The organism is Sphingomonas sp. CFBP 8760 (assembly GCF_014841615.1).
Lineage (GTDB): Bacteria > Pseudomonadota > Alphaproteobacteria > Sphingomonadales > Sphingomonadaceae > Sphingomonas.
In genome coordinates this window covers 1-17,034 of the sequence record NZ_JACYUG010000033.1, presented here as the reverse complement: position 1 = coordinate 17,034, position 17,034 = coordinate 1, and the positions used below count along the sequence as shown (strand labels likewise).

The following is a 17,034-nucleotide window of genomic DNA, read 5'->3' as shown; positions in this document are numbered from 1 at the left end:
TGTCAGATCGGCAATCCACTTATCCCCGCTGTGCAGATTCCCCGAACCATCTGTGACAGTCCAGACGCTTATGCTGGCTGACGCAAAACACATGATTATCGTCGTCCGACGGCAGCACCAAAGCGACCGCTGGTCGCCCATCGCAGCACTCGCACGACAATCCCTGTCGGATAGCCAGCATGTACGGCAATGGGCCTGCATGGATTTTCCGACAAGCCAAGCCCAGTTTCATGCCCGTTCTATGTCCACGCCCCCTTGCTGGACAGCGTCCTGCCAAGGTGTATTGTTAATGCATAACACCTACGCAGGGTTCACAGATGCTGACAGCAGTTCTCGCAGCGATCACCGCCACCGTAACGCCCCCGCCTCAGCCGGCACCGATCCAGGTGATGGTGCTCGGCACCTACCATTTTGGTAACCCGGGCCTGGACAAGGTGAACGTGCGCGTCGACGACGTCACGGTGCCTCGTCGGCAGCGGGAGCTGGAAGCGCTGGCGGAGGCCATCAAGGAGTTCAAGCCGACCCGGGTCATGGTGGAGGCACAGCGCCCCGGCCCGAGCTACGACGTGACCGACTATGCAAGCTTCTCCCCCACAACCCTCCTCACCGATCGCGACGAGGGAACGCAGATCGGCTACCGCATTGCCACCAGGGCTGGCCTCAAGACCGTGCAGGGTATCGACGAACAGCCCGGCAAAGGCGAGCCCAACTACTTCCCGATCAATGCCGTGGAGGCCTACGCCAAGAAGCATGGCGAGCAGGCATATCTCGCTGCTGCGTTCGCAACGGTGAAGGCGTCCGCCCAGCAGTTCGAGGCGGAGCAGGCGACCACCAGCATCCCCCAAATGCTGATCCGCTACAATGATCCCTCCACGCCGATGGCAGGACAGGACATCTACTACTCGATGCTGCGCTTCGGGGATGGTGAGGACCAGCCTGGCGCCGACCTCAACGCGATGTGGTACCTGCGCAACGCCAAGATCTTTGCCAAGCTGATCAACGTGGCGCGCCCCGGCGATCGCGTCTTGATTGTCTACGGGGCGGGACACGGTTTTTGGCTTCGGCACTTCGCGGCCACGACGCCAGGCTATGTGTCGGTTGATGTGATACCGTACCTCAGAAAGGCAGCTACAAAGATACGCTGAGCACCGGGTAGTTGGTCAGCTGCCCCATCGGCCGTCTCCAGACATAGAAGATAGCGCGTGCAGGATGCCCGTAATTCTCGGACGTATGGGATGCCTTCACTTTTGCCACGAGGCGATGTCCGGTGTCACCCAGCTGACGACAACGGCGACAGCGAGTTTGCGCGGATGGCACATATAACTTCTTCGACATGTCCCAAACCGGGAACCTCCGGCTCCTGTAAGAAGAATCGGTCGTGGGGTGGCATATAGGGTGTTAGCGGTCACCCGAGGCAACGCGACCGGTCGCGAGCCGTGGGGGATCATTCTATGTTGAAGTTCGCTTTTGCGTTGATGGCAACGGTGGTGACCGCAGGGTGGTCCACCACCTCAAATGCAGCAACCACGGTAATCGGTTTCTCGGGGACGTTCTCTAACGGACAAGCCTTGAGCGGTCAGCTCACGCAAACTCTTCCCGGTTTTGCTGATTTTAAGAATGTCGCACTGCTTGTAGGTGGCCAGACATTTTCGGGGCCTAATAGTGGTGAACAGAACTTCATAACTGGCTTTCTCAGCCTAACTTTTATAAACTCTCTTGGAGAGTCTCTGACACTCGAAACGAACAATAGCGTAAGGGATTTTAGCTTCTTACCAAGCGGCGGCACCCTTCTGACAACTTCCAACTACGTTTCAGGGGGCCAGCGAATTTTTCTCACGTCTGGCAGTTTTGCTGAGATCAGCACAGCTGTCCCGGAGCCTGCGACGTGGGCAATGATGCTTGTAGGCTTCGGGATGGTTGCTGGCGCGGCTCGCTACCGTCGCCGCAGCACAGCAGCCACCTACGCCTGACATACTTCCCGTTCGTCAGTTTGAGTGAGAGCCGCTGGTTGAAGGACTGGCGGCTTCTCCATATCCCGCCTGTAAGCTGACGTTCGGCTTTCCACCACATTCAGACATAACGTCGTCGCGCATATCCTAAGTTTCGCGACAGCGTCTCCAACAGTTGTGTTCTCTCGTGTGCTGATGTCGCAAAAGTCGGTTGCAGAACTTTAGAGTTCTGGTACAGTTTTGCGACATGCTGATCGGCTACGCCCGTGTGTCCACTGACGACCAGGATCTCCGGCTGCAACGCGCTGCGTTGAAAGAGGCCGGATGCAAGCGGACGTTTGAGGAGAAGGTCTCCGGGACGAAGCGTGACCGGCCCGAGCTGGCCAAGATGATCGAGCAGCTGCGCGACGATGACACGGTGGTGGTGACGCGGCTCGATCGACTGGCACGATCCACCCGCGACCTGCTCGACCTCGCCGAAAAGCTGAAGGAGGCCGGGGCGGGGCTGCGGTCGCTGGCCGAGCCTTGGGCGGATACGACCTCGCCGGCGGGGCGCATGGTACTGACGGTGTTTGCTGGGATCGCCGAGTTCGAGCGCGAACTGATCCACCAACGTACCAGCAGCGGGCGGGTAGCGGCCAAGGCGAGGGGGGTCCGGTTCGGCCGCCCACCCAAGCTCACCCGCGATCAGATCGCGCTCGGCGAACGGTTGGTGAGCGAGGGCACATCGGTGCGCGAAGCTGCCAAGCTGCTCAAGTGCCACCATGCTACGCTCTATCGGGCACTAACCGCCGCGGCGCTGGCTCCCGTGATGCCGGATGCTCCACAATCTGGTGTTTCGGAAGGGGAGGCCTGATGCCGATCCGACCCGAGCACATGTTCCTGTACCCGATCGACTGGCCGCAGCTCTCGCATCATGTGCGCTTCGTGCGGGCAGGGGGCGCTTGCGAGCATTGCGGGCGTCCTCATGGGCAGCGGGTATTCCATATGCGGGACGGGCGATGGTGGGACCGCAAGAGACATTGCTGGCGCAACGGGCAGGGTCGGCGCGTGCGGCGGCCGACAGAGAACATGCTGACACACGGTGCTTGGACGCCCGTGGTGCTGGCCTGCGCGCACCTCAACCATGATCCCAGCGATAGCACGCTCCACCGGCTGGCAGCGCTGTGCCAGCGCTGCCATATGCTCCACGATGGCCCGGAGCATAGGCGCCGGCGTTGGATGAATGCGCACTACCGGCGGGCGCTCGGCGACCTGTTCTACGGTCCTTACCCGATGCTGGGCGCCGACTGGATCACACCCACCCCGATCAGCATGCTTGACGATCGCCGCATCGGAACGTTCTCCCGTTGACGGCTGTTTCACTTATTGCGTTTATACACCGCACTCGCTAGATGGCGTCCGCCTTGGGGAGACAAAACATGGCTGCCGTAGCCTTCAACATCGACGAGGCCTACGAGCCCACCGCGCATGAGATCGAGGCGGCCGGTAACGCCGCGCGCGCGCTGTCGCGAGTGGATTCCAGCCGTCCTATTCACCTGACGGTGGAAGGTGCGGGCGAGGACGTCATCAGTCTGCCGTCCGGTGTGTTCAACAGCATCGTCAAAATGCTGGTCGAGATCGGCAACGGCCATGCCGTCACCGTCGTGCCGGTGCAGGCAGAGCTTACCACCAGCCAGGCCGCCGACCTGCTTAACATGTCGCGTCCGCACCTCATCAAGCTCTTAGAGCGTGGCAATCTGCCGTTCCGGATGGTGGGTACGCATCGTAAACTGCTCGGCCGCGATGTGCTGACCTACCGGAGCCGCATGGATGCGGCTCGGCATGATGCCTTGCAGCGAATGGCGAACCTGGATCAGGAAGCTGGCCTCTTCGACGATCACGCGACCCTCGATCGTCCCTGATGCTGGTCCGCCGCTACACCGTCCTACTCGATGCCAACGTCATGCACCCCGCCATCGTGCGGGGTGCGCTCTTATGGTTGCCGGCACCGACGCCTATGTGCATCCGCGCCGTCGAAGACAGCGGACCGAGCGCGTGTTCGGCCACCTGAAACGCAATCTGGGCTACGAACGCTCAAGCTGCGGGGCCTGTCAGGAGCAGCCGAAGAGTTCACCATGGCTGCCGCGGCATACAACCTCCAGTTGCTTGCCCGGCAGGCCGCGCCGGCCTGATCTGTGGCGCATCCTCCGGTGCCCAACGTCACCAGCCATCCGGCGCATCGATCCCACGCAGGCCTTTTTCAACGGTCTCGGACGGTTGTGACGCTTCAGGCGGGTCAGCACCCTCCAACCGCTTACCGGTGTCAGAACCCTCGTTCAGAACAGCTCAGCGAGTGGTTGCAGGCGGTGGCTCGCCTGGACCAAGCCGCTTTTCCGAAAGCGGTCGAGGTAATCTTCGGCGGTGACGGCGGGGTTGCGAAACTGGCGGCGTTGACTGCCGATCGCGGTTAGCTCCTTGGCTGTATCGAGGTCGATGACATTGACGATAAAGTCATCTGGGTGCTTCACCTCGATGCCGTGGCGGGCGGCCACGTCGACCGGGAAATCCTTGAGGTTGTAGGTGACGATCGCGTCGGCCCTGCCGTGGATCGCTGCCGCAAGAACATGGACGTCCTTAGGGTCAGGCAGCGCAAGGGCGGGCATCAGCGGTTGGTAGCCCTCCACCAACGCCTCTCCGAAGCTGTTCATGTAGGCCCGTTCCTCCGGCACACGTCGACGCTGTCGATCGGCAGGTTATCCCATGGCGCTCCGAGACCCCCGCGATCCCGCCTGCCGGGCAGGACAACCTTGTCGATGGAGCCGGGGCGATTGTCGGGGAGAGGACCGACCGACTATCGAACGTCGAATTCCAAGTCGTTCAGATCGCGCTGCGAGATCATTGGCTGACTGTCGAATCACGTCACCCGGTCATCCGGGTCTTCCAGCGGATCCGAGGAATCCGGGGCCGACTGGCCAATCCGCGGCTGGAGATGCTACGGTGCCATCTGGTGCTGTATCGCTACGGTCACCGCGACCTCGCCTCCGAGAGGGGGCTCATCGCCGCTGGTCTCACGATGGCCCAGCTCCGTGCCGCCGAGGCATTGATCGCCCGGGCAGCCCCGGCACCACGGTCCCTCTGGCTGGACCTGACGCGCAACAGTGGAAAGCAATCCTTGAGGTGAACGGCGAGCTCCAGCCGGTTCACGTCGGGAATCGGCGAGGATGGCGAGGATGGCGAGTTTGCGGATGACGGTCGGGTTGCCGGGCTCCTTATCGCACACAGATGGCGTGCCGAAACGTTCAGCGGCAACGTCATCGGCTGTGAGCCGCGAGCATGTGCGTCGCCTGAAGCTTGCGACTAGGCGACCGTCACAGACTTGGCGCCGGCCCTTGGCGGTAATTTCCGCCCCCAGATGACAAGGGCGTCGATGAGGGGTTGCAACCGCATCCCCACCTCGCTGAGCGAATACTCGACCTTCGGGGGAACCTGAGCGTAGACCGTCCGGTGGACGATGCCATCGGCTTCCATCTCCCGCAGCTGAGCGGTCAGCATCTGCTGTGTGACGCCCGGAATAGCGCGGTGAAGTTCGCCGAAGCGCATCACATCGAGCATCAGATGATACACGATATGCAGCTTCCACTTGCCGCCAAGCGCTCCCACCGCGCGCACGACGGGACAATCCTCACCAAGCGGAACGCACCTGTCCGCCCCAGCCGAATCCCCCCGATCCTCCATCGTATGATTTACCATAGTATCTATGCCTTTTATGAGTACTTATGATAATCGATGCAGCGTCTATATCCTACTCCAGCTCGAAATGGAGAAGATATGATGAACAATATCCTGGTGATCGGGGCGACCGGCCCGCAGGGACGTGCGGTTGCCGAGCAGTTGATCGATAAAGGCGTCAGGGTCCGGGTCCTGGCGCGCGAGCCGGCCAAGGCAGACGATCTGGCTGCGTTGGGTGCAGAGGTCGTGCAAGGGGACCTCGATGATCCGGCCAGCGTCGCGGCTGCGCTCGAAGGACAGAACGGCGTCTTTCTTACGGTAGCGTTCTTTACCGGATCGCACACCCAGGCCAGGAACGTCATCGAGGCGGCGGCAAAGGCCGGGATCCAGCGCATCGTGTGGAACGTCGCCGGCCGTATCCCGGAGCAGGACATCGGCAACCCGGCCATGGACAAGTGGCGGCCGATCCTGGCGGACATGAAGGCCAGCGGCGTCCCCTACACCATTCTCCAGCCGACCGTTTACATGGAGAATTTCCTGAACCCCGCGATCACCCAGGAAGTGAGAGACCACGACGTGCTTGCCTATCCCATGCCGGACGAAGCCCACACGCAGTGGATCACCCATCAGGATACGGCAGCCTATACCGTAGCCGCCTTCGAGCATCCCGGCGACGACAGCATGATTGTCGATGTCTGCGGGCCGGAGGATCTGACAGGCGGCCAGATTGCCGAGCGGTTCAGCCGGGCGCTCGGCCGATCGATAACCTTCCGTCCCATGCCTCCCGAAGAGTTCGCAGACACGTTTCCCGCCGGCATGGATCCCGAGCCGATCGTACGCCATTACAAGAACGTCTTCGCCAACCCGGACATGATGACATCCAACGTCGATCATCAGCAAGCACTGGACATTCTCGCGATCGAACCCCTCACATTCGAGGACTGGGTGCGGAAATACCGGGACGCCTTCACCCGGGCATGACCCCGATCACGGTGGCGTCCCCGCGACGCCACCGTTCCAGCGACCTGCCGGTTCGATCGACGCGAGCGCCATACCGGCAAGTACGCTCCGTCGATCGCACCTGCCCGTTTACAGACTTGGGAGAGCGACGTTGGCCGATCCGTATCGCATGTTCGTCAGGCCGGAGGGCGACCCCGGCGAACGGGGCGCGGACCTTATGGAACGGCATGGTGGCCCCATGGCGCGACAAGCGATCGAGGCGTTGCGGCTTCGTCCCTCGGATAGCGTACTGGAGATTGGCTTCGGGCCGGGTATCGCTCTCCAACTCCTGACCGAGATACTGATGGCTGGTCACGTCGCGGGCGTCGATCCTTCAACGGTGATGCATCGTCGCGCCACCAGACGCAACGCCGGCGCGATGGCCGCGGGGCGGCTCGACCTTCTCGAAGCGACGGTCGAGGCACTTCCGTTCGAGGATCGCTCCTTCGATGCGGCACTTGCCATCGACAACCTGCACTTCTGGAAGCCGGCCGCTGCCGGGCTGCGCGAGATACACCGCGTGCTTCGACCCGGCTCGATCTTTCTGTGTGCCTTCACCCCGCCATCGGGCGGCCATACCGCGGGCCTTCCTGAACTACTCACCCGAACCGGGTTCGAGGACGTCATGACGTCCGCAGCCGACGTGGGATCATTGGTAACGGCCCGCAAGCCGAGCGGTCAGCTCATCGGTCAGCTTCGGCACATCCGGTCTGACACTCCCGCTGAAGTGCCGTGACCCCGGCGTTCGATACAGACGACCGAGACTGTTGAAAAACGCATGCTTGCGACGGCGATGGAGGCGTGATTCACTCCTGGCAGACGGCTAGGGATCACGAAAATGATGGGACGGCAGGTGGCGCAAGGCGCACTGTTTTACGGTTTCCGGCTCGACGATCATGTGCCGGCTGACCACCTGCTCCGGCGTATCGACGGTCTGCTCGACTTCGGCTTCGTTCGTAAGGCGCTGGCGGCAAGCTATAGCGCAAGCGGACGGCCTTCGATCGATCCGGAGTTGATGCTCAGGATGCTGCTGGTCGGCTACTTGTCGGCATTCGCTCGGAACGGCGCCTATGCGAGGAGGTGCACCTCAACCTCGCCTATCGCTGGTTCTGTCGACTTGATCCGGCCGACCGTGTGCCCGACCACTCCACCTTCTCGAAGAACCGGCATGGTCGGTTTCGCACCTGCGACCTGCATCGCCTGCTGTTCGAGCAGGTGGTCGCACGATGCGCCGTGGCGGGCTGGTGGCGGGGCGCGACGTGGCGGTGGACGGCAGCACGATCATGGTCAACGCCAGCCGAGAGAAGAAGCTGAAGGGCACCGACGCAGCCAACGAACTTCGTGCAAGGGACATCGTATCGCGCCCCGTCGCTGAGTATCTGGCGGCGCTTGATGCCGCATTGCCTCCAAGTCCCGACGAACGGGCCCCGTCGATCCGACCAGCATTTCGCCGACCGATCCGCAGGCGGCGCTCACCTGCAAGCACGGCCCGGCACGCTACGCCTACGCCATCAATCCACTGCTCGACCTGGACACTGACTGCATCCTCGACGTGGAAGCGACGCCCGCCCGCTTTGCAGCTGAGGTGGCGGCAACCAAGACGCTGGTGTTACGCGCCGGCACCAAGCTGGGCATCGCGCCCGCGAGCCTGTCGGCCGACAAGGCGTATGGCAGCGGCCCGCTGCTCGGCTGGCTGATCGACCGGAAAATCACACCGTACATTCCGGTCATCGACCGCGGCCACCAGCGCGACGCCTTCTTCACCCGCGATGCCTTTCGCTACGACCGCGAGGCCGACACCTATCGCTGCCCGGCGGACAAGCCGCTCGGCTATTGCGGCACCAACCGGGCCAGTCAGGTGCGCGTGTGCCGAAGCCGTTCGGCCGATTGCGCCGCCTGCGAACTGAAGCCGCAATGCACCATCGGCAAAAAGCGCGGTGTCACCCGCCTTGTGAGCGAGGATGCCCGCGATACCGTCCGCGCCCTTGCCGGCACCGACGCCTACGTGCGGGCGAGGCGTCGAAGACAGCGGATCGAGCGCGTATTCGGCCACCTGAAACGCAACCTCGGACTACCAACGCTCAAGTTACAAGGTCTTCCGGAGCAGCCGAGGAATTCACCATGGCTGCCGCGGCATACAACTTTCAGCTGCTCGCCCGGCAGGCCGCATCGGCCTGATAGGTGGCCCATCTTCCCCATGACCGGCGTCAACAGCCAGCTGCTTCGCGGCTCCCACGCGGCGATTTTTCAACAGTCTCGACCGGTTGTGACACCGCCGCCTAGTGAGTGACTTCCCTCGCCGTCCCGACTAGGACCGCCCAGTGGCTGCGCTTCGTCATCACCTCTTGCGTCATCGCCTGCTCGCCGCCTGCTTGGTCGCGGCGGCGATGCTGATGAAGGTGTTCGTGCCGGCGGGCTATATGGCATCCGTTTCGGCCGGCTCGATCACGATCGAACTCTGCTCGGGCTACGGCCCTCAAAAAATGGTCGTGGCAATGCCGGGCATGATGCATCATCCCGGCCAGAAGGGAGAGGATGGCAAGGCGGAAATGCCCTGTGCCTTCTCTGGCCTGTCCGCTCCTTCGCTTGCGGGGGCGGACCCGCTCCTGCTCGCTGTTGCCATCGCTTTCGTCATTCTCACGGTATTCCGGATCGCGGCCCGGCCCGCTTCGCCTGGCGCACCGTTCTATCTGCGCCCGCCTTTGCGAGGCCCGCCCACCCACGCCTGACCGGAAACGCACGTCGCCCGATCGCGCCTGCACGGTGCGGCCGATCGCCTGTTGACGTTCTTGGCGGCTGATAGCCGCGTCATTTCAGAACATTACCGCGCTGGCGCTCCTGAGCGCACGGCTGCAATCCTGACAGGGGGGCCATCATGTCCACGTCTCATATCGCTATTGCGATCTCTTCGATCGCGCTCGCCACTTCGGCGGCTTCAGCACAATTCTCGCCCGATACCCGCCGTGCCGAGCTGCTGCGTCAACGCGCTGCGATCGACGCCGAACTGCACGCGCTCGAGGCTGGTCCGGCCCCCGCGCGACAGTCGTCGGCTACGCCGCAAGTCGCGATGACCGAACGCCCCGAGGACAGCGCCGATATCATCGTTACCGGCAAGGCGCTTTCGCTCACCCAGGTCACGGGTCAGACTGTCACCACCATCGTCAACCGCGCGTTCCGCAACACGCCCGCCACCACGATCGCCGATATCGTCAAGCTTTCCCCCGGGGTCGCGGTGATCGCCGGCAACGGCCCGCGTGATGTGGGCGTGTCGATCCGCGGATCGAACGCCCGCAACAGCTTCGGCGCGCGCAACATCCAGGTGTTCGAGGATGATTTTCCCGTCACCCAGCCTGACGGGCTGGCGCGCTTCGACCTGACCGATCCGCACGCCTATGGCGCGGTCGATGTGGTGCGCGGGCCGTCGTCGGCCCGCTATGGCAATTATGCGATCGGGGGGGCGGTGAACTTCCGCACCCGGCGCGGTCGCGACATCGACGGGGCCGAGTTCGGGATAGATGGCGGCAGCGACGGCCATGCCAATGTCTACGGCGCGATCGGCGATGCCGGGCCAAAATACGAATATGCCGTGTTCGGCAGCTTCGTCCGTGCAGACGGGGCAACCGGACATACGCACTACGAGACAGGCACGTTCAACGCGCTCGCCACCTATGCGTTCTCCGATCGCGATCGGGTGACGGCCAAGGTGATCTACAATGAAGGCGAGTTCCAGCTTTCGACCCGGCTTTCGCTGAACCAATATGCGCTCAATCCCTATCAGCAGGGTTGCGAAGCCGCCGCTACGGCCGCGCCGGGTTGCGGGACGATTTCGGTACTGGTCAACGGCGTCAACGGCGCGCGGATCGCACAGACCGCGAACGAGGGAGATTTGGCCCGCAACGATCGTCGCACCATCGTCGGTGTCCGCTACGAGCATGATTTTTCCGCCAATACGACGTGGCGGACGCAGGCGACCTTCGATAGCCGGGTGGTCAATCAGCCGACCGGTGCAAACCCGTTCAAGGGCACGCTCGACAGCTACAATATCAGCTCGGACGTGACGAACCGGGGCACGATCCTCGGCATGGCCGCGACCAGCTTCGTCGGCGTATTCTACAATTATCTCGATAATCAGAGCTTCACGTTCAACAAGACGCCCTCCGGCCGCAACGGAATCGGCGCACCGACCCAGACGGTGTTCGGCGACGTGCGGAACATGGGGATTCGGGCGCGAGAGGAGCTGAACCTCACCGACGATCTGCAACTGATCGCCGGCATCGGGGGAGAGCGGTCGATCATCAACGTCCGCCAGACCGCTTACACCTACCCGGTGAATGCAAGTCCCGTCCTGAGGTTGATTCCGGCCGAACGCCACTTCTGGAACGTCGCGCCCGAAGCCGCGCTGTTCTGGCAGGCGACGGATGCGGTACGTCTCCATGCCCGCGTCGGGACAGGCTATGGCACCCCGCAAAGCGGTAGCCTGTTCGTCACCTCCACCGGCGTCCCCGGCAATAACACCGGCCTCAAGACCCAGAAAAATACCGGCGTCGATCTGGGTGCCGAGCTGACGATTGGGGACAACCTGCGGGCCGAAGTGACCGGCTATTACGAGTGGTTCCGCAACGAACAGGTCAGCCAGTCGGCCGGGGTCAACCTGCTCACATACACCACTAACGCACCGCGCTCGGTACATCGCGGCGTGGAGGTCGGACTGGGGTGGAAGCCGCTGCCGTCGTTCCTGCCGGGTGTCCACCTCGATGCCAGCTACAGCTATAACGACCAACGCTATTCCGAGTTTGTCGAACGGCTGACTTCGGGCGCGGTATCGACCGCGTTCGATCGCGACGGCAACCGCATCCCCGGCGTCATTCCGACCTTCGTCAACGGCCGCGCCGCCTACGATCAGCCGGATGGCGCGCTGGCGGGGCTGGGCGGGTTCGTCGAACTGACCTACCGCGCCAGCTACTATATCGACAACGGCAACCTGCTGAAGGTGCCGGCTTACACGCTCACCAACCTCAACCTGCACTATGATCCGCCGAAAGGTAACGGCTGGTGGTCGCGGCTGAGCTTTTTCGCCTCGGTCCAGAACCTGTTCGACAAGACCTATGTCGGCTCGGCCTCGATCGTCTCCAACAGCCTCAACGCCGCGACCGGGCAACAGAATCTGGCTTCCGTACTGATGAACACGACTGGCTCGATCTATGCCGGGCAGCCGCGCACGATCTATGCCGGCGTGAAGTCGCGGTTCTGATGGCGCCGGCACAATGAAGGACACCACCACGCGCCGCTGGCCGGGCTACAATGCGATCTGGCGCTGGCATTTCTACGCCGGACTGTTCTGCATCCCGTTTGTGCTGTGGCTCGCCTGCACCGGCTCGATCTACCTGTTCCGCCCACAAATCGAGGCTCTGATCGACCGGCCTTACACGCGTCTCGCCTTGAATGGACCGCGCGCCTCGGTCGCAGCACAAGCGGGGGCGGCGGTCCGCGCGGTGCCGGGTTCGGTCCTGCACCGCTATCAGCTTCCCACTCGGCCTGACGATGCCGTTCAAGTGATCGTCGGCGAAGGCGCGCGCGAAACTCGCGTGTACGTCCATCCACAAACGCTCGCTGTCCTCAAGAAGATCGATGAAGACGATCGCCTGATGCGGGTGATCTTCCGACTGCACGGCGAACTGCTGATGGGGAACAAGGGCTCCTATCTGGTCGAGCTGGCGGCTTCCTGGGCGATTGTAATGATCCTGACGGGACTGTTCCTCTGGTGGCCGCGCGGGGGCGGACTTGGCGGCGTCCTCTATCCCCGTCTCCGATCAGGCGGACGGCGGTTCTGGCGCGACATTCACGGCGTTACCGGGTTCTGGGTGTCGTTCTTCGCCCTTTTCCTACTGCTGTCTGGCCTGCCCTGGACCAAGAGCTGGGGTAGCTATCTCAAAGCGGTACGAACGGTCGCGACGGGCAACGTTGTGAAGCAGGACTGGTCGACCGGGCACGCCGACGAACTGAAAGCGCGCGCCTCGATCGACGCCGGTACACGCGCGATGACGAACGAACACGCCGAACATGGCGGGATGACGATGCCGCATCCCGCGACATCGCTTGCCCCGCTCGATAGGCTGATAACGACGTTGCGGCCTTTGCAACTGGCCGCACCGGTGCTGATCGCGCCGCCTAGCGCGGTGGGTCAGCCCTGGACGGCTAAATCGGACGCCGCCAACCGGCCACTGCGAACCGACCTGACGCTCGATGGTGCGACAGGCGCAGTGCTGACGCGCAAGGACTTTGCCGAACAACGCCTGATCGACCGTATCGTGGGTTATGGCGTTGCCGCGCACGAAGGACAGTTGTTCGGGATCGCTAACCAGCTCATCGGCCTGTTCACCGCGATCGGGCTGATGCTGCTTTCGGTCAGCAGCGTCGTGTTGTGGTGGCGGCGAAAGCCGGCCGACGTGCTTGGCGCACCCCCGGCGCTCGCCATGCAGCCGATCGCGGTTGGGTTCATCGCGGTGCTGGTAGCTTTGGGACTGTTCCTGCCGCTGCTCGGCGTGTCGATGCTAATGGTGCTGGCGGTGGAATGGCTGCTGCTACGTCGTCTTCCCGGCGTGCGGCGATGGCTGGGACTTCGTGCGGTTCAATTACCGATACCGTCTACTTCATAGGAGCGGGCACGTAATGCGCATAGGTGTCAAAACCGACCGGTTCTGACACCACTGCCAGTGCTCACGTCAGCCAGACGCCAGAGCCCAATGTCCTCATTCTTCACGATTGCCAGCTGATCAGCCCCTTCGAACTGGCATCCTCGATAATCGCATTCGGTACGGCAGACTTATTGATCATCACCGCGTACTGATACCGCGCACGAGTCACTACGAGATACATCTCCCTTAGCGTCTGCTGCTCCACCGCTGCCGCCAGCGTAATGTTATCAACGATACGTGGAGGGACCACGCCTTGCTCCAGACCGACTGAGAGCACAGCGTCGAACTCTTGGCCTCCCACGAACGCCGGCCGGCTAAGCACGACCAATGGCTCATCAGGTGCGACCTTCTCGCCTCTTTGCTCGATCACATGGAGCGGCAATCGGGATGCTGCGAATTGTTCTAGGAGGTCATGCCAGTATGTCTCCGCATGGCAAACCACTGCTATCTGCCTGACATTTCCTGCCCGCATCTTCTGAACCTGCTTCACTACAAATCGTCCGAAGCTTGGCTGATCATCGTTGCAGCGGACCATCACCGGCGGATGGGCTAACGGATGGTTAGATGGCACCATACCTTTCTCGATTTTCTCAAAGTCCGGGAAGTCGGAAGAAAATAGGTCTGTTGTCTGCTGAATGATTTGGAATGCTAAATCTACTATCTCCCGGGTTGATCGATGATTTGATGGGAGGCTTTTATTTTCTACATCTGCTATTCCAAGAGTAGCCAGTCCTGCCGATGAGAATGCAAATATATCCTGCGCCTCATCCAAAGCGAGAGCAATCGGTACATGGGCGGTTTTTCCGTCGGAAAGATAGGCAAATACTCTCCGCTCATTCTCGTTGAATAGCTGAGCCTCGTCTACAAATATGAAATCAAAGCCATCACGCTTTCTTCTAAGCTGCCATAGCGGCGTTCTGAGCCTACCTACCAATGAAATTGCAACGTCATCGGAGTCTAGCATCTCGTATTCTTCAAATATCGTCGTATGGTAGCGCCGAAAGCAGTCGTAGACCACGGCCCTCTCCGGAGTGGACAACACACCATGAAGCCGGCTGAGAGCCGTCTCGGATTTTACATACCTCCGCTCATCATCGAATAGCCCACGACCTTTGATGGCGTTAGATATCTCTGCAACAACGAGCGTAGAGAATACCATGAAAAGGTCTTCGTTATCTCGGACTTGGCACAGTAGCGTGCTACCTTCTACTTTCTCTGGACTCTCAGCAAGCGCAGACCGGAGAGACTGCCTAACTTGGTTAAGCTGGAATAGCTTTGTCTCATGGGCATCTTTATCGATTACCATGTCTTCGCTCAAGCCTGTTACTTGGCGACCGTACTCGGATAATGTTGTAATGCGCAGATGCTGGTCTGGGCTTGTCAGAAATTCCTCGCCGCCCAGAACACGGAACCGATCAGACACCATCACTGCCATTGGCGCATTGTGCACTACATAGAGCACCTTTACTTCTTTACCTGATCCTTGTGCGGCCTGCAGATGCCGCATAGCAAGCAACTGCATCAATAGGGTCTTTCCAGAGCCAGCCGGACCAATTACTCGAACTGGGTGCCCTATGAGCACATCAGATTCCAATACTCGGCGTTGAGATTCGTTAAGAGCGTCGCTTCCAATCCATTTGTCGTAGCTCCAATGGGCCGTTTCATAGGCAGACGTCCCGCCTTGGCTCGAATGGTAACCCGCCGTCAGATTAATTTTGTCGAACTGCAAGTCGACCTGCTTCGGCGAAACCAGTGCTGTGCGCAGAGAACTAAAGCTTGGGGCGTCCAGCAACGGACGCCGTTTTAGATCGACAACACCATCGGCTAGAGCAGCAAGCGGTGCCAACTGAGCCATCTCAGGAGCAATAGCCTCCTGTAGCTTCTCAAAATCGTTGGATGGGCCAATCGACAGGATTGCGCGAGCATGCAGTCCAGCGTAGCCTGGATTTCCCTCGAAATAGCAGATAGAGAACTGTCGAGCTTCCGTACCTCGCCCTGCCAAACAGCTTTGTGACCCATTTTCCCAAGCTCGGTGATAGAACTCACTATCTACAATCAGGCTTTGTAGGCGCTGACTGAATAGATATATTTCTCTCTCAAAAACCTGCGGACTTATCTCCGGAGCTTCGGCTAGGCCCATATGGCCTGTTAGCTTCAGAACTCCCCATGACTCGTGACCGGTGCCGCTTAAATATTCTCGGTTCCAGGCAGCAATCAAACGCCCGTTTAAAGAGGCGGCCATGCGGAAAGCGCCGCCCGCAAACTCCGCCTTTACTAAGGAAGACAGGTCCTCCTCTACGAGGCCTTTATGAAGTGCCGTTAATGTAGAGGGATGAGCGAGGAGCCAGGAACATGTCTGCTGGGTAATTGCAAAATACTCAGGGATCATATGATCTCTCCTACATACTTTTCGATCGCGGCGCTGGAAAAGTCTGGTGAGCCGATTCTGGAAAATAGAGCTGTAAACCTGCTCAGAAGGTCAGACATGTAATCACTTTTTAATGACAATACTTTTATCGGCGACTTTTTAAAGTGCTCTGATGCCGCATAAACCTGTGTATATGACGCCATATACTGACTCCAGGCGCTGGCAGGCACTGAATGCGCAGCCGTCAGTATTTCAGATGGAACAGAAATGGGGTATCGAAACAAAACTACAGAATGCTCTACTATCCCGTATTATTCTATGCTTTGCTGGTCACTCGGTAAGAAGTGGATATCTGGACGATACGCGTTTTTCACAATATCCTTCTTAATCGAATTCCATTGCTTTCCAAACAATATCTCATAGTCGTTTATATTGCCTTGGCAGGTGAGTGCGGACCGGCAGATAGCTGTAATTCTGAGTCCAGCGGCTGCTCGCTCAACGTGCGCTTTGTCACCACTCGATAATCTTGGCATAGCTAGGACTTGATTTATCCGTAAAATCTCAGCGTTTAGGCTATTTTCAGATGGGGGTTCGTAGCCTTTATCTGGCCAGTCGATCGACCAAGCGAGCTTTGCTGACTTATATCGTTCGAACACCTCCCGTCGAACAATTGGCAAAAATGCCACGGTCGCAAGATATGTAGTAATCGATATAACTGGTAAGTAGGTTAATGTCTCGGCCTTGAAGTTTGAGACGTCACACGCTGGCGTCACGACAATCCCTGTTACGGTGTCATGCGCCGATAGTAGTCCCATAGAGGGAAGGTTGGCCCAGATATCGCCACATTCATGAGAGGCAGATGGAAGATAATCGTAGTACGACCGTGCATTAACTGGTGTGAATACCGCCACGCCGCTTCCCTCCCGATCGCCTAGACGTTTTTGCCTACGGCGCATCCTACGTTCCTGATCCACCTCAGCAACCGCATAGCGCGAATGCAAGTGTAGCAGCCCTTTGAGACCTCGTCTAAGGTGAGAGCGTAGCTGCAACGAGCAATCTGTTTATTGGCCTGAATGACAGACGCGAGCGGTCCCGCACCGGCAGGTGTCAAAACCGAGGGGTTTTGACCATTTGGGTAGTCTCGATCATGCGCTGAAGGGGCCTAACGCCGAAAACGCGGCCCTGATGGAAAGGTAGAATATTAACTTATATAAAGCATGATATTACCGGCTTTGCCTAAATCCATTCATTAAATTACCGTCATTATCAGCTTGTAAACCCAATTCGGGTCTTTCCCGTCTCGAACGACAAT

General features: G+C 60.1%; 13 protein-coding genes and 3 pseudogenes. 12 read left to right on the top strand and 4 right to left on the bottom strand.

Features of this window, described 5'->3' with window-relative positions:
• Positions 1-317 precede the first annotated feature (317 nt).
• The 6 genes and pseudogenes from IFT82_RS19795 to IFT82_RS21560 all read left to right on the top strand — a co-directional run.
• Positions 318-1,145: a DUF5694 domain-containing protein gene (locus IFT82_RS19795; RefSeq protein WP_192129849.1), complete on the top strand. Its 828-nt coding sequence runs from the start codon at positions 318-320 to the stop codon at positions 1,143-1,145.
• Between the two features lie 720 nt (positions 1,146-1,865).
• Positions 1,866-1,970: pseudogene (locus IFT82_RS21565) on the top strand (PEPxxWA-CTERM sorting domain-containing protein); the annotation flags it as partial.
• 226 nt (positions 1,971-2,196) lie between these two features.
• The gene (locus IFT82_RS19785) at positions 2,197-2,805 is read left to right on the top strand and encodes a recombinase family protein (protein ID WP_192129847.1); all 609 of its coding nucleotides are present in this window, start codon (positions 2,197-2,199) and stop codon (positions 2,803-2,805) included.
• Positions 2,805-3,302, top strand: coding sequence for a hypothetical protein (locus IFT82_RS19780; protein WP_244647012.1), 498 nt, complete (start codon positions 2,805-2,807; stop codon positions 3,300-3,302). The genes IFT82_RS19785 and IFT82_RS19780 overlap by 1 nt, the downstream gene beginning before the upstream one ends.
• 68 nt (positions 3,303-3,370) lie before the next feature.
• A complete protein-coding gene (locus tag IFT82_RS21090; RefSeq protein ID WP_192129846.1) occupies positions 3,371-3,853 on the top strand; it encodes an excisionase family DNA-binding protein in 483 nt (160 codons plus the stop codon).
• Between the two features lie 76 nt (positions 3,854-3,929).
• Positions 3,930-4,123, top strand: a pseudogene (locus tag IFT82_RS21560) (transposase); the annotation flags it as partial.
• Between the two features lie 144 nt (positions 4,124-4,267).
• Here the strand turns inward: IFT82_RS21560 and IFT82_RS19770 are convergent.
• Entirely contained in the window at positions 4,268-4,639 is a 372-nt protein-coding gene (locus IFT82_RS19770; RefSeq protein ID WP_192129845.1) for a PIN domain-containing protein, read from the bottom strand.
• 649 nt (positions 4,640-5,288) lie between these two features.
• Positions 5,289-5,600 carry a winged helix-turn-helix transcriptional regulator gene (locus IFT82_RS19765; RefSeq protein ID WP_342355172.1) on the bottom strand — a complete coding sequence of 104 codons (312 nt, stop codon included), beginning with the start codon at positions 5,598-5,600 and terminating at the stop codon, positions 5,289-5,291.
• Positions 5,601-5,759: 159 nt separating this feature from the next.
• On the opposite strand from IFT82_RS19765, the gene IFT82_RS19760 reads away from it, so the two are divergent.
• The 6 genes and pseudogenes from IFT82_RS19760 to IFT82_RS19735 all read left to right on the top strand — a co-directional run bounded on the left by IFT82_RS19760 (position 5,760) and on the right by IFT82_RS19735 (position 13,315).
• On the top strand, positions 5,760-6,641 hold the full coding sequence (locus IFT82_RS19760; RefSeq protein WP_199860606.1) for an SDR family oxidoreductase: 882 nt from the start codon (positions 5,760-5,762) through the stop codon (positions 6,639-6,641).
• Positions 6,642-6,771: 130 nt separating this feature from the next.
• Positions 6,772-7,395, top strand: a complete 624-nt coding sequence (locus tag IFT82_RS19755) for a class I SAM-dependent methyltransferase (protein ID WP_192129844.1) — start codon at positions 6,772-6,774, stop codon at positions 7,393-7,395.
• Positions 7,396-7,497: 102 nt separating this feature from the next.
• Positions 7,498-8,837, top strand: a pseudogene (locus IFT82_RS19750) (transposase).
• Between the two features lie 143 nt (positions 8,838-8,980).
• The gene (locus IFT82_RS19745) at positions 8,981-9,388 is read left to right on the top strand and encodes a DUF2946 family protein (protein ID WP_192129843.1); all 408 of its coding nucleotides are present in this window, start codon (positions 8,981-8,983) and stop codon (positions 9,386-9,388) included.
• Positions 9,389-9,534: 146 nt separating this feature from the next.
• On the top strand, positions 9,535-11,910 hold the full coding sequence (locus tag IFT82_RS19740) for a TonB-dependent receptor family protein (RefSeq protein ID WP_192129842.1): 2,376 nt from the start codon (positions 9,535-9,537) through the stop codon (positions 11,908-11,910).
• 13 nt (positions 11,911-11,923) lie between these two features.
• Entirely contained in the window at positions 11,924-13,315 is a 1,392-nt protein-coding gene (locus tag IFT82_RS19735; protein WP_192129841.1) for a PepSY-associated TM helix domain-containing protein, read from the top strand.
• Positions 13,316-13,415: 100 nt separating this feature from the next.
• On the opposite strand, the gene IFT82_RS19730 is transcribed toward IFT82_RS19735, so the two are convergent.
• Both IFT82_RS19730 and IFT82_RS19725 read right to left on the bottom strand, forming a co-directional pair.
• Positions 13,416-15,743 (bottom strand): UvrD-helicase domain-containing protein, encoded by a 2,328-nt coding sequence (locus IFT82_RS19730; RefSeq protein ID WP_199860605.1) that lies wholly within the window; start codon positions 15,741-15,743, stop codon positions 13,416-13,418.
• Positions 15,744-16,033: 290 nt separating this feature from the next.
• Entirely contained in the window at positions 16,034-16,723 is a 690-nt protein-coding gene (locus IFT82_RS19725; RefSeq protein ID WP_192129840.1) for a hypothetical protein, read from the bottom strand.
• Between the last annotated feature and the right edge of the window lie 311 nt (positions 16,724-17,034).